Origin of the sequence: Streptococcus sp. cx1, from assembly GCF_052384325.1 — a bacterium.
In the GTDB taxonomy this organism is placed as follows: Bacteria; Bacillota; Bacilli; order Lactobacillales; family Streptococcaceae; genus Streptococcus; species Streptococcus salivarius_G.
Genome location: NZ_JBQSUN010000001.1, coordinates 581963 through 595022, shown reverse-complemented (window position 1 = coordinate 595022; position 13060 = coordinate 581963). Strand labels below are relative to the sequence as shown.

Sequence of the window (13060 nt, the reverse complement as noted above, 5' to 3'; positions counted from 1 at the left end):
CATTTTAAAACGATGAAACAATCAGTATCATAACGTCATAATATGAACCATCACCAATTTATTCGCAAAAAAAGCTAGAAACTTATCAAAAGTTCCTAGCTTTTTTAGTAGTATTGAAATATTAATCGACATCAACGAAACCAAAACGTGATAGAGGATACAATCTGAAAGAGATAACACCTTTAATTTGATCTTTGTCAATGAGACCAAACTTACGACTATCATCTGTATTACGACGATTATCGTTCAGTACAAGGTACTGCCCCTTTTCAATCTTAGTTTGTTTATTATCTGTCAATGTTGCAATGGAAAAATCATCAGTGAAGAAATTCCCAGGTGAAACTGTCGCTAAATAAGCTGATTTACCCTTACTAATATAGGCTTCGTCAACTGACTTATCATTAACATAAAGGAAATCATCCATAGCTGTCACGCTCTTACCCTCATCAGCAATAACACGCCCAATGTATTCTTTACCATTAACTGTATAAAGAATAAAATCTTTTTTCTGAGGCTCAACATTTTTATTGAAAGTAACATAGTCACCAGCATGAATATAGTCATTAGCCTGACCTTCAGTCACACGGTGTGTTGAGAAGACAAAAGCTCTCAACAACAAAATCACTACAATGGCAAGAACTGCTATGATAATATTTCGAATTAAATCTCTCTTAACCATACTCACTCCTTATGGGTTCTAATAAAATCATAACATAAATAGAGAAATAAAAAAAGAGGGAGTGAGCAAGCTCAATGTATCTCTCCCTCTCTTAAAACCAATGATTAAAACGTTTCACAGCTTAATAGTCCTCAAAAAATGTTTGCATATTGACATCATCTGGAACTAAAGCAAGGTATTTTTCAGCCGTTGCACGCGCCTGATCCCTGTAACCAAATTCACGCAAAATATATGCATAATCATGGAGGAATTCAGGATTTTCAGATAAATCTTTAGCCAAATCTTGATAGATTTGAAAAGCTTCTTCTTCATCATCAAGTGCTTGGTAGGCCTTGGCAATGTTCCAACGAGCCAAAACAGAATCAACTTCATAATCGGCTAAAGCCACTAGATCCTCGTAACGTTCTTCTTCCAAATAGAGCGTACTTAAACGTAAGATAATCTCATCTTGGTCCTCAGCCAATGGCAAGGCTTGCTTCAAATAAGATTCAGCAGATTGAGTGTCATGCAACTCGTAGGATAACTGTGACGCTAGCAAAAGTAATTGAACATCAAAGGCATTTTTAGAAATCCCTTGTTGTGCCATTCGTAAAGCCTCTTCAGTTTTATGTTCTGCATGTAACGACAAGGCGTAAATATACTCATAACCTTCGAAGTCAGCAGACATGGTTTCTATCTGCTTAAAGTAAAAATTAGCTTTTTGATACTCTTCTTGATCATAGAGCAAAGTGGCTAACTCAAAAGCAACGGTATCGTCGTACTCAATTTCAATAGCTTTTTCCAAAAATTCACGAGCAGCTTCAAACTTTCCAAGACTGGCATAAGCCTTACCAATGCGTTCATAAGTAGAAACGCCAGTCATCGCAAGAAGGTCACGATTATCTAATTTAGCATAGTAATGAATAGCTTGTTCAAAATTTCCAAGTTCAAACTCCATCTCAGCCAAACCAAAAATAATCAATGAGTCATCTGATAATTGACTTGCCTCCAACAACTTATCACGTGCCACATCAGTTAATCCCTCCATTTGGTAGAGGTCAGCCTTTACAATTAAAGCAGACAAATAGTCGTCAGAGTCTTCAGGTATGGCATCCAAATAAAGAAAAGCCTCTTCAATATCACCATCTTCGGCAGCAATTTGTGCTAGATTGACATTAACCTCTGGAAAATCAAAGCGAACTTTTTCATAAATTTCCTGTGCCTGTGGTAAAAAACCAATAGACTCTAGGTATTGGGCCAACTCTACAAGAACCTCTGTAGGATCCTCTCGTAAAGCTTTTTTAAAATATTTGTCTGCGTGGTCTAAATCTTGGTTTCCAATAGAGGCAACCATTTTTTCACTATTTAACATCGTCTTTTTGTCCTTCATTTTCTAAATCATCTTGATAAAGATTACTTACAGAACGGTACCAATCAAAAATCTCTCTAACAACAACCTTGACAGAGGCATAAATTGGAATCCCTAATAAGACGCCCCAAACACCATAAAGAGAACCCGCTGTCAAGAGAATGAACATAATGGTAATCGGGTGAATACTTAGTTTATTCCCCAAAACGAGTGGAGAAACAAAACGTCCCTCAATAGTTTGCTCAATGAAGAAAATGATGAGGACCTTGATCAACATAGCGGGTCCTTGCACCAGTCCCATGATTATAACTGGTACCATAGCAAGAAAGCTTCCCAGATAAGGAACCATGTTTAGAAAACCTGCCATAATACCGAAAGTCATACCATATCGAAGACCTACAATCTTAAACATAATACAGAACATGATGGCAACAACAATAGCGACTGTAACCTGGCCTTGAACATACCCTTCGAGCTGACTATTAATATCTGAAAGCATACGAACAGTAGTTTCACGAAAGCGAGTTGGTAAGGCTGAGACAAAGCTATGTTTCATCTTTTGGCTATCTCTTAAAAGGTAGAAGAGAATGAAAGGTGCCAAAATGATAGCTACTGTCACCCTTGCTACTGTGCTCGCAAAAGTTCCAACCCATGTCAAAGCCGATGAAGAAAAGTTCTCAGCATAATTGACCATTCTCGCTGAGAAATCACTAAGCATGGACTCTAAATCACCATGGAAGTTAGAAAGAATAGGGAGATTAATCCAACGTTCCGTTTCACTATTGGCACGTGCAATATATGATGGTGCATTTCGTATCAAGATCAAAATTTGATTTTGTAAGCTTGGAATGGCTGTTGAAATCCCCCAAACCAAGAGCAAACCAAGGATAGCGTAGATGACTAAGATAGAGATGGTTCGGTTTAGTCCAGTTCTTTCTACAAGTAGTACCAAAGGTTTTATTAAATAATAAAGGAGCATGGAAATAACCAATGGCAACATAATAATGGTCATAAACTGGATGACGGGTGAAAAAATAGGACTAATCTTGGTGAAAATCAAAACCGTCAAACCAATCAAAAGTAAGATGAAAAAGGCTACAACAGCCTGATTATTCAATATCCACTTAAAAAACCATGTTTCTGAAAAATGTTCTGTTTTTTTACGCTTCATAGTTCCTCCCTATTTATCATAAAAGGTTACAGTCTTGTCTACTAAGTTTTGGTTATGATCATAGACAAATTTTGCAGAGAAGAAAGGCTTATCTTCAAGAATCCACTTGAAAATCTCGTAGTCACCTTCCCAAGTTGGTTTAGATAAGACCTCATCATATGGTACCCATTCAAGCGTTCCTTCACGAGACTCCTCATCTGAGATGAGTTCTCCTTCAAAACCAGTTACCTTAAAGACATAGGTATACCAATCATGACCGGGGGTAAATTCTGGAAAGGTAATCATCCCTTTAAAATCCATCTCAGTCACTGTAAAATGGGTTTCCTCGAGAATTTCACGACGAGCACATTCGTCAGGCGTTTCTCCCGCTTCTAGTTTTCCCCCAACAGAAATCCACTTTCCTTCATGAACATCATTAGGCTTTTTATTACGATGTAGGAGCAAAAGCTCCTTTCCATTGTCAATATAACAAATGGTAGCTAACTTTGTCATAATGCATCTCTTTTCCAATGTTTTTTAATATTATACCAAATATGGGTTTGGATTTGGGCTTTGAGCAAACGATTTTGAGATATAGTTGAAAATCTGCTTTTCTGAATCTCCGGACAAAACAAAAAGAGAACCAAATTGGTTCTCCTTTAATCTCTTTAGTATTTCAAATAACGGCGCATTGCCATACGTGACCCAATCGAACCGATAATGATACCGACTGCAAAGAGGGTTCCGATAACCGCATAAACAAACCACTCTGGATCATACATCGAAATACCACCTTTGACAAAATCAGGGTTCAAAGATGAGTAAACCATGTGATACAAAAGATAAATGAGGCCTGAAGGAATGATAGCACCAAGTGCACCAATCCAAGCGCCTTCCATCAAGTAGGGACGACGAATATATGAATTCTTGGCACCTACCAAACGCATGATTTGAATTTCAGTCGCACGTGACATAATGGTAATACGGATGGTATTTGAAATCAATAGGACAGCCACAATCGTTAAAAGAGCTGTGGCAATAATTCCCCAAAATTGAACACGTTTCATAGTAGACATCAGAATTTCAGTATCTGACCCACCAAAGTTAGCATTATCAACGCCCTGAATGGCTTTAGCTTCCTTGGCAACTCGACTGACATCATCTGGTGATTTCGTTTGAACGATGTAAACATCAGATAGTGGGTTAGCATCCCCTGTCGCTGTTTCGAAACTTGACCCCATTGTTTCAATGAGCTGTTTCTTTTGTTCTTCTTTGCTAGAGAAAGTAACCTTATCTACACCTTTGATTTTGGTCAAAGCATCATAAATCTTATGGTAGTCTTTATTAGCAACAATCTGTCCAGAAAGTTCCTTGACTGTTTTCGAGGCATCTGATGAATCTGGATCCAAGTAGACATTGACCTGAATATTCTTTTCAATATCTGAAGCCAATTTCTGTGTATTTAAGATAACAGAGCCAAAGACACCTAAAAGTGAAAGAACGATCATTACCGAAAATACTGCCGTAAGTGTCGACAACAAATTACGTTTGAGATTCTTGATTGATTCTCCTAAATGGCGGAAAAAGCGTCTAATCATGGTAACCGTACTCTCCTTCCTCTTCATCACGAACAATACGTCCTTCTTCAATCGCTACGACACGATGACGAAGGTTATTAACGATAGTTGAGTTATGGGTTGCCATTATAATGGTAGTCCCTTGCAAGTTAATACGTTCAAGGACCTGCATAATTTCCCAAGAAATCTCTGGGTCCAAGTTTCCTGTTGGTTCATCCGCAATCAACACTTTTGGATTATTTACAATAGCACGCGCAATAGCGACACGCTGTTGCTCACCACCAGACAATTGATTTGGAAACGAACGCATCTTGTGTTTAAGACCAACCAACTCGAGTACTTCTGCCACTCGTTTCTTGATATGACGAGGTTTCTCACCAATAACTTCCATGGCATAAGCAACATTTTCAAAAGCTGTTTTCTTTGGAAGGAGTTTATAATCCTGGAAAACAACTCCAATGGAACGTCTCAAGAGTGGAACGTCTTTCTTACGAAGTCGAGTTAAATCAAACTCTCCAACCTTCATAGAACCACTCGTTAATTTTTCTTCTTGGTAGAACAAGCGAATTAAACTTGATTTACCAGCACCAGAAGGGCCGACTAAGTAAACAAACTCCCCAGAGTTAACAGACAAATCAATGTGTCTAAGGGCTGTTGTTGACTTATCATACTTCTTAGTAACATCTTTTAATTCAATAAGAGCCATAATGTCAGTTTTCAACTACTACAGTAGCTGAACGCCTTCCTTTCATTGAGATAGAGTATCTTAATACTTAAAATAAGTATGTTATTACTATTCTTCCATGCGCCACTTGAGGTAGGCATCGATGAAGCCTTCAATATCTCCATCCATTACCTTATCAACCTGGGCAACTTCGTAGCCTGTACGGTGATCTTTAACCATGGTATATGGCGTGAAAACGTATGAGCGAATTTGACTTCCCCAAGTGATTTCTTTCTTATCACCTTTCAAAGCATTCACTTCTTCTGCTTTCTTTTCTTGCTCCATTTGATAGAGCTTAGCTTGAAGCATCTTCATCGCACGGTCGCGGTTTCCGTATTGTGTACGGTCAACCGTTGAAGCTACAACAATACCCGTTGGAATGTGGGTCAAACGCACACCTGTAGAAACCTTGTTGACGTTCTGACCACCAGCACCACCTGAACGGAATGTATCCATCTTGATATCATCATCACGAATCTCAACTTCAATGGTATCATCCAATTCTGGCATGACTTCCACAGATGTAAATGAGGTATGACGACGTTTAGCAGAGTCAAATGGCGAAATACGAACCAAACGGTGAACACCCATTTCTGACTTGAGGAATCCATAAGCATTAGGTCCTTCAAAAGCAAGAGTTACAGATTTGATTCCAGCCTCATCACCAGCCTGGTAATCCAAAGTCTCAACCTTGAAACCTTTAGCATTTCCATAACGTTGATACATACGAAGTAACATATCAGCCCAGTCCTGAGCTTCTGTACCACCAGATCCTGGGTGAATTTCCAGAATGGCATTGTTATGGTCATATGGTTCAGACAAGAGCAGTGTCATCTCGTAACTTGTCATAATCTTATCAAGTTTTTCGAGCGTTTCTTCCAGCTCTTCTTGAACACTATCATCTTCTTCCAACATTTCTAAATAAAGCTCTGTCTCGTCAGAGAGTTCTTGCATATTGTTGAAAGTTTCGTATTTCATTTTGAGCTCATTTAACTCTTGTGAAGTCTTTTGAGCTGCAATATTATCATTCCAAAAATCTGGCTCAGTCATTCGGTTTTCAAGGAGCGCAATGTCCTCTTCCAAACGATCTAAGTCAAAGAGACCTCCCGAAGCTCACGAGCTTCTCTTGATTTTCAGAGATTTTTTGGCGAATTTCTGCCACTTCCATGGATAGGTTTCCTCCATTTTATAGTATTATGCTTAATTCTAGCATAAATCACTTAAATTTGCCATTTTGCACACACAAGCTCCCATTCGGCTTGGGATTCTTCATCCTTAGGTGACAGTTCCCTCATATAGTCTAACATGGCCTCATCGGGCTTCTTAACAATCTCACCGAGAGCCCAAATGGCAGTCGCCGTGTGAATGGGATTATTATTCTTATCGATAATCTCCATCAGTTTGACAATAGCATTGCGATCATGTAAGTTGGCCAAGGCAATAATGGCATTACGTTGAAGAATATTCTTCCCTCGCCAAGATCCGGCAATCATCCCAAATTTCTCCTTAAAGGATTTGTTGGTTAGCTCTAGAAATGGGAGTAATTCAGGCATAGCAAGCTCAGGATCAATGTCTGAAGCCAGTGGATTGTCGATCCCTTTGTTATATGGACAGGAAATCTGACAAATGTCGCAACCATAGATAACAGTCTTTATCTTCTTTCGAAACTCCATATCCATCATGCCCTTATCTTGGGTTTGGAAGGATAGGCAACGACGGGCATTCATAGTCCCATCACCGATAAGACAAGATGTCGGACAGGCATCCAGACAACGACGACAATCCCCACATCCATAGTCTACTTCATGATCAGGTTCTATCTCTAGATTAGTAATAAGCTCGCCGAGATACATGTAGGAGCCGTATTCTTTTGAAATCACTAGTCCATTCTTTCCGATAAAGCCAATACCAGCTCGCTTGGCAACTGCTGTATCGACCAAGGCCCCAGTGTCCACCATACCTTTATATTCGAAGTTTTCCGTCAGTTTTTCAATACCTTCTGCCAGGCGTTTTAGTTTGTCCTGCAAAACATAGTGATAATCTAGCCCCCACGAATTTGGAGTGATTTTGCCCCGCTTAAATTCTGTTTTTTGGGGCTGTTGCGGCAACTTATGCGGATAAGCTACTGCAATGGAAATGATGGTTTTAGCTGATTCTAAGGTCAACTTAGGATAAATACGCTCTTCAATATTTTTATGTTCAAACCCTGTTGTCCGCCCTTCTTCGACTCCAAGTCGAAGGGATTTCTCCAGATAGGCAAAATCATCAGCGGTTGTAAAACCAATTTTTGAGATGCCAATTTCCTTGGCCATCTTTTGTATTTCTAACTTGATATCCATATTCTTATCATAATGAAAATGTAGTCCAAGGGCAAGTATTTTCCATCATCTTCATTTAGAGACAAGCCTTAACCTTTTTGTTACAATGTTTTTATGACAAGACTTGCAGTAATGAGTGATTTACATATTGATTTGAATCACTTTGAAACATATGAAATCGATACTCTAATAAAGTGCCTAAAAGATCAAGAAGTTAGCCATCTCCATATCGCTGGTGATATTTCTAACCATTATTATGCTGACACAAAACCTTTCCTACGAAAACTGTCCAAGGCGGTCAAGGTTACCTATAATTTAGGCAATCATGATATGCTTGATTTAGATGATGAGCTTATTGATAATCTTGATTTTCAGGTGATTGATTTAGGAAGTAAGACATTATTGGCTTTTCACGGGTGGTATGATTATTCCTATTCTAATGAAAAATTGGATAAGATTCTTAAACGTAAGAAACAACTTTGGTTCGACCGTCGACTTAAGCGTTTAGATACTGATCCGGAAATCTGTCAAAGGAGTCTCAAGAAGCTAGAAAATATCTTAAGTGAATTAGACACTAGTAACCTTATAGTTGCCATGCACTTCGTTCCTCACAGTCGTTTCACCATGACGCACGAACGTTTTAAACCTTTTAACGCTTATTTAGGATCTGAACAATTCCATCAGATTTTCGTCAAACATGGTGTTAAAGATGTTGTTTTTGGTCATGCCCACCGCAGTTATGGGACGGTAACTATTGACGGTGTAACCTATCACTCGCGTCCTCTTGGATACCGACGAGAATGGGACTTAACCATTGACTTTGTTTCCAATCACCCTGAACTCAATCCTACTGGAACATGGAACCTCTCTAAACGGTACAACCTAGTCAAGAAACGGCCGGAGTTTTTAGAATATGAAAAAAAGGAACTAGCAAATGAGTTCCTTTCATCCATGACACTATTTGATTTGTAGAACGACTCTTATGGGAGTCGTTTTTTTAGTCAATGAAAAATCCCTGCTTTTGAAGATCCTTCAAGGTATTAGCACGTTTGGCAACGGATTTATCCATGGTCTTAGCAATCTGAGTCGTAAATTCATCAACTCTGTTATTGAGATCTCGAAGGTCATAATATTCATGAACTTCAGCATCGTAGTCTTTTAGTTCTTCCAGAGGATTTTCCAAATCCTGATAATAATTTTCCATATGGATGACGTGACGTGGCAAACGGGGTTTAAGCTGCGGTTCTTGGTCTGGCCAACCAACTCCAAGGCCTACTGCTGGATAGACATACTTTGGAAGTTTGAGAAGCTCCGAAAGCTTGGCATTATCATTCAAGATACTCCCCAAGTAAACTGTTCCCATACCTAAACTCTCAGCAGCTACTACCACATTTTGAGCAGCAATCATTGCATCCGAAAAGGCTGAGATAAAGCGTTCGGGACTACCTTGCACAAAGGCATCAGCACCCTTTGCCTCTGCAATCAAAGTATTACGTCTTTGGTCTACAACAAATACAAAAAGATGCCCAGCATTTGGAATATAAGGCTGATTCGCAATTTCAGCAATTTCTTCCTTCAATTTTTGATCAGTAATACTGATAATCGAATAGGATTGCCTAAAATTACTAGTTGCCGTATGTCTGGCAACATCAACCAGAAGGTCAACTTCTTCCTGTGTCAAAGCTAGAGGTTTAAATTGACGGATGCTGCGGTGATTGAGTTGTGTCTTAATGGTCTCGTTCATGGCCTTCTCCTTAACTTATGATCATTTCTCTTCAATTATAAACAAGACTCCTCCTGAATTCAAGATGTGATAAGAAAAAGCCAGAGACCATTATCTCTGACTTTATGTCTTAAATAGCGTTTTTATCCTTACCAAGGGCACGTTGAATAGCTTTGACTAATTCAACCAATACCACAATCAAGAAGGAACCTACAATAACCGCAAGCCATTGTGTCAGACTCAGGTGTGACACATGGAAAAGGTTATTAAATCCAGGAACTACGATAGTTGCCATCAAAAGAACGAAGGCCACTGGAATTGCCCAGTTGAAAGTTTTATTTCTAAAGAGACCAACTTTAAAGACTGATTGATAAACAGATTTAACGTTAAAGGCATGGAGCAACTGGATTAGTCCAAGTGTTGCAAAGGCCATTGTAAGGGCATCTGCGTGAATTTCTGATTGCGTATGATGCTCTGGGAAGACAAGGCCCCAACCATATACCGCAAGAACAAGGATAGTTTGGAAGACACCTTGATACATAATCGCTCCGAAGACACCACCATCAAAGAAGTTTGATTGGCGACCACGAGGTTTGTGAGTCATAATACCTGGTTCAGCTGGCTCAACCCCAAGTGCGATAGCTGGAAGGGTATCAGTGACTAGGTTAATCCAGAGAAGGTGTACTGGTTGAAGCACATCCCAACCAAACAGTGTGGCAAAGAAGATAATGAAGACTTCGGCCATGTTGGCTGACAAGAGGTATTGGATTGATTTTTGAATATTTGAGAAGACCTTACGTCCCTCTTCTACGGCAACGATAATTGTCGCAAAGTTATCATCGGCAAGAACCATATCTGAAGCTCCCTTAGAAACCTCTGTACCTGTGATTCCCATACCGATACCGATATCAGCTGTCTTAAGTGAAGGCGCATCATTAACCCCATCACCTGTCATAGCAACAACCTTGCCATCATTTTGCCAAGCCTTAACGATACGAACCTTGTGTTCAGGAGACACACGCGCATAGACAGAGTACTGTTTGAAGACTTTTTGGAATTCTTCATCAGAAAGCTCATTAAGCTCAGCGCCAGTAAAGACATGATCTTCCGTATCATTTGGATCGATGATACCAAGACGCTTAGCGATTGCTTCTGCTGTATCTTGGTGGTCACCTGTGATCATAATTGGACGGATTCCCGCTTCTTTAGCGACACGGACAGCCTCTGCTGCTTCTGGACGTTCTGGGTCAATCATACCTACCAAACCTGAGAAAATCAAATCAGACTCAACAACTGCAGATTCCAAGGTAGGAATGTCATTCGTTGTCTTATAAGCCATCATCAAGACACGAAGGGCTTGTTTTGCCAAGTCCTTATTAGTTGCAAGGATAGCTTGTTTATCTTCATCTGTGATAGGACGGACCTCACCATTGATTTCAATACGAGTCACACGTTTGAGCAATTGGTCAGGCGCACCTTTAACGGCTACAAAGTATGTACCATCCGCTTCTTTGTGGATAGTAGACATGAGCTTACGGTCAGAGTCAAATGGCAATTCTGCCACACGAGGCTCTGATTTTAAGACGTCACGCACATCAAAATTGTGGTCCAAACCAAATTGAACAAGAGCTGTTTCTGTTGGATCCCCGATCAATTTACCATCAGGGTCCACCTTTGTATCATTGGCAAAGTTCATAATACGAAGGGTTGTATTGTCAGCACCAAGTTCCGTAGAAGCGTTTTGCAATTGACCGTTTGTATAGATTTTTTCAACAGTCATTTGGTTCATGGTTAAGGTACCAGTCTTATCAGATGCGATAATTTCTGTTGAACCAAGGGTTTCAACAGCTGGCAATTTACGAACAATCGAATTGCGTTTAGCAAGGGTCGTTGTCCCAAGTGACAAAAGAATGGTTACAATGGCAGGCAAACCTTCAGGAATGGCTGCAACCGCAAGAGCAACGGCAACCATCAAGCCTTCAAGGGGCTGTTCGCCACGAATGAAGACACTAACCAAGAATGTCACCAAAGCAATAGCGACAATCAGATAGGTCAAGGTCTTAGACAATTGCTCCAAGCTTTGTTTCAATGGCGTTTGTGATTCGTCCGCATTAGCCAGCATATCGGCAATCTTACCGACCTCAGTATACATACCAGTATTGGTTACAACTCCAGTACCACGACCATAAGTAACGTTAGAGTTTTGGTAACCCATATTCACACGGTCACCGATACCCGCCTCTGCTTCAACTGTCTCGGTAACGTCCTTTTCAACTGGAACGGATTCACCGGTAAGGGCTGCTTCTTCAATCTTAAGTGAGGCAGCTTCGAGCAAGCGCATATCCGCAGGAACAACATCACCTGCTTCAAGCAAGACGATATCTCCAGGAACCAATTCGCGTGAATCAATTTCAACGACATGGCCATCACGGCGCACACGAGCCATAGGGCTAGACATGTTTTTGAGGGCTTCAATAGCCGCTTCTGCTTGTCCTTCTTGATAAACACCAAAGGCTGCATTCAAAACAACAACGGCTAAAATAATGCAGGCATCCGTCAAACCATGCATACCTTCTGTAATAACAGAAAGGGCGGCAGCGACAAGCAAGATGATAATCATCAAATCTTTAAACTGATCGATGAATTTTGACAAGAGGCTGCGTTTTTCACCTTCATCCAACTCGTTATAGCCATAGGCATCTAAACGTTCCTTGGCTTGTGCAGTAGACAAACCATCAACAGAAGTGTCCAAGTTTTTTAGGACTTCTTCCTCTCCTTGTGTGTAAAACAAGGCTTTATTTTGTTCTTTAGACAAAATAATCTCCTCCTTCTATATAGGGAAAAATGGCTAACAAGACTCTTTTCATATAAAAAATCATACAAAAAGAGACTTGTTTAATAAAAAACAAGTCTCGCTGTTTAAGAATATGCCGGAAATGTAAAATTTCGTAATGACGACATAATCGCAACTGTTAATCAAATCTCATGATTACAGTCACCTGCTACTCCCTTATTTATACTAAACATTTTATCATAAATTATTCTTTATTCAAGCAAAATGATTCTATTTTTTCAAAAATTAAAACCAAGAAACTTCTAATTCATAATCAGCAAAAACGTCTTCTGTTTCTGGATGTTTCAATTGATAATGAATATCAACTGTCTGTCCATTTGGGTCATGGGCAAATAAACTAGTGTCTGTCAGAAAAGGCTGGGTACCAAGCGGTGTCGGAATGTGGACCAAGGCAGGTACTTTAGCAGAAAAACGCATAATGGATTTAGGATTAGAAAAGCGTGTCATCACTAGCTCATCCTGATTCAACTTAATAACCACTTTTTCTTTCTCCGAATTATGGTGAACAAGATAGGTATAATCTCCTTTTTCCATAACCTCACAAGTGTGGATTTCTTCGATAATTTCCGTTTGATCGCCTACTTTAATTTTGTTTTTGATTTTAATTTCCATTGATTACTCCTTTCTGTTCTATAACTACTTTTTACTTAAGACGATAGCAACTCTAACCTCAAAGAGAGTTTCAAC

Annotated in this window: 12 protein-coding genes; 1 reads left to right on the top strand and 11 read right to left on the bottom strand. The window is 39.6% G+C overall.

Annotation, left to right across the window (positions count from 1 at the left end; translation table 11 throughout):
* Positions 1–121 precede the first annotated feature (121 nt).
* The 8 genes from lepB to queG form a co-directional block, all read right to left on the bottom strand.
* Complete coding sequence (gene lepB / locus ACT170_RS02820) at positions 122–679, bottom strand: signal peptidase I (RefSeq protein WP_037597744.1); 558 nt, start codon at positions 677–679, stop codon at positions 122–124.
* A 121-nt stretch (positions 680–800) separates the two neighbouring features.
* Complete coding sequence (locus tag ACT170_RS02815) at positions 801–2030, bottom strand: tetratricopeptide repeat protein (RefSeq protein WP_059749149.1); 1230 nt, start codon at positions 2028–2030, stop codon at positions 801–803.
* On the bottom strand, positions 2020–3198 hold the full coding sequence (locus ACT170_RS02810) for an AI-2E family transporter (protein ID WP_021144247.1): 1179 nt from the start codon (positions 3196–3198) through the stop codon (positions 2020–2022). The genes ACT170_RS02815 and ACT170_RS02810 overlap by 11 nt, the downstream gene beginning before the upstream one ends.
* A gap of 9 nt (positions 3199–3207) precedes the next feature.
* Entirely contained in the window at positions 3208–3690 is a 483-nt protein-coding gene (locus ACT170_RS02805; protein ID WP_021144248.1) for an NUDIX hydrolase, read from the bottom strand.
* Positions 3691–3845: 155 nt separating this feature from the next.
* Positions 3846–4775, bottom strand: coding sequence for a permease-like cell division protein FtsX (ftsX, locus tag ACT170_RS02800; protein ID WP_003092823.1), 930 nt, complete (start codon positions 4773–4775; stop codon positions 3846–3848).
* Positions 4768–5460 carry a cell division ATP-binding protein FtsE gene (gene ftsE, locus ACT170_RS02795; protein WP_002885005.1) on the bottom strand — a complete coding sequence of 231 codons (693 nt, stop codon included), beginning with the start codon at positions 5458–5460 and terminating at the stop codon, positions 4768–4770. The genes ftsX and ftsE overlap by 8 nt, the downstream gene beginning before the upstream one ends.
* A gap of 87 nt (positions 5461–5547) precedes the next feature.
* Positions 5548–6646, bottom strand: a protein-coding gene (prfB, locus tag ACT170_RS02790; protein WP_096833329.1) for a peptide chain release factor 2 whose coding sequence is annotated in 2 segments (ribosomal slippage) — positions 5548–6573 and positions 6575–6646 — 1098 coding nt in all. Because the reading frame shifts where the segments join, the coding sequence is not laid out codon by codon here.
* A gap of 52 nt (positions 6647–6698) precedes the next feature.
* Positions 6699–7817 (bottom strand): tRNA epoxyqueuosine(34) reductase QueG, encoded by a 1119-nt coding sequence (gene queG / locus ACT170_RS02785; RefSeq protein ID WP_002890851.1) that lies wholly within the window; start codon positions 7815–7817, stop codon positions 6699–6701.
* A 93-nt stretch (positions 7818–7910) separates the two neighbouring features.
* Here queG and ACT170_RS02780 point away from each other — a divergent pair, with 93 nt between their 5' ends.
* Positions 7911–8768, top strand: a complete 858-nt coding sequence (locus ACT170_RS02780; protein ID WP_002890850.1) for a metallophosphoesterase — start codon at positions 7911–7913, stop codon at positions 8766–8768.
* Positions 8769–8793: 25 nt separating this feature from the next.
* On the opposite strand, the gene ACT170_RS02775 is transcribed toward ACT170_RS02780, so the two are convergent.
* From ACT170_RS02775 to ACT170_RS02765, 3 genes are all read right to left on the bottom strand, one after another.
* Complete coding sequence (locus ACT170_RS02775; protein WP_444817999.1) at positions 8794–9540, bottom strand: NADPH-dependent oxidoreductase; 747 nt, start codon at positions 9538–9540, stop codon at positions 8794–8796.
* Between the two features lie 109 nt (positions 9541–9649).
* Positions 9650–12334 carry a cation-translocating P-type ATPase gene (locus ACT170_RS02770; RefSeq protein ID WP_270316858.1) on the bottom strand — a complete coding sequence of 895 codons (2685 nt, stop codon included), beginning with the start codon at positions 12332–12334 and terminating at the stop codon, positions 9650–9652.
* A 264-nt stretch (positions 12335–12598) separates the two neighbouring features.
* The gene (locus tag ACT170_RS02765) at positions 12599–12985 is read right to left on the bottom strand and encodes a DUF1934 domain-containing protein (RefSeq protein ID WP_048790817.1); all 387 of its coding nucleotides are present in this window, start codon (positions 12983–12985) and stop codon (positions 12599–12601) included.
* Positions 12986–13060 lie beyond the last annotated feature (75 nt).

Excerpts from the sequence above, each read along its gene's own strand:
- ACT170_RS02780 (WP_002890850.1), top strand. The coding sequence starts at position 7,911 with ATGACAAGACTTGCAGTAATGAGTGATTTACATATTGATTTGAATCAC.
- ACT170_RS02775 (WP_444817999.1), bottom strand. The coding sequence starts at position 9,540 with ATGAACGAGACCATTAAGACACAACTCAATCACCGCAGCATCCGTCAA.
- ACT170_RS02815 (WP_059749149.1), bottom strand. The coding sequence starts at position 2,030 with ATGTTAAATAGTGAAAAAATGGTTGCCTCTATTGGAAACCAAGATTTA.
- lepB (WP_037597744.1), bottom strand. The coding sequence starts at position 679 with ATGGTTAAGAGAGATTTAATTCGAAATATTATCATAGCAGTTCTTGCC.
- ftsE (WP_002885005.1), bottom strand. The coding sequence starts at position 5,460 with ATGGCTCTTATTGAATTAAAAGATGTTACTAAGAAGTATGATAAGTCA.
- ACT170_RS02765 (WP_048790817.1), bottom strand. The coding sequence starts at position 12,985 with ATGGAAATTAAAATCAAAAACAAAATTAAAGTAGGCGATCAAACGGAA.
- queG (WP_002890851.1), bottom strand. The coding sequence starts at position 7,817 with ATGGATATCAAGTTAGAAATACAAAAGATGGCCAAGGAAATTGGCATC.
- ACT170_RS02810 (WP_021144247.1), bottom strand. The coding sequence starts at position 3,198 with ATGAAGCGTAAAAAAACAGAACATTTTTCAGAAACATGGTTTTTTAAG.
- ftsX (WP_003092823.1), bottom strand. The coding sequence starts at position 4,775 with ATGATTAGACGCTTTTTCCGCCATTTAGGAGAATCAATCAAGAATCTC.
- ACT170_RS02805 (WP_021144248.1), bottom strand. The coding sequence starts at position 3,690 with ATGACAAAGTTAGCTACCATTTGTTATATTGACAATGGAAAGGAGCTT.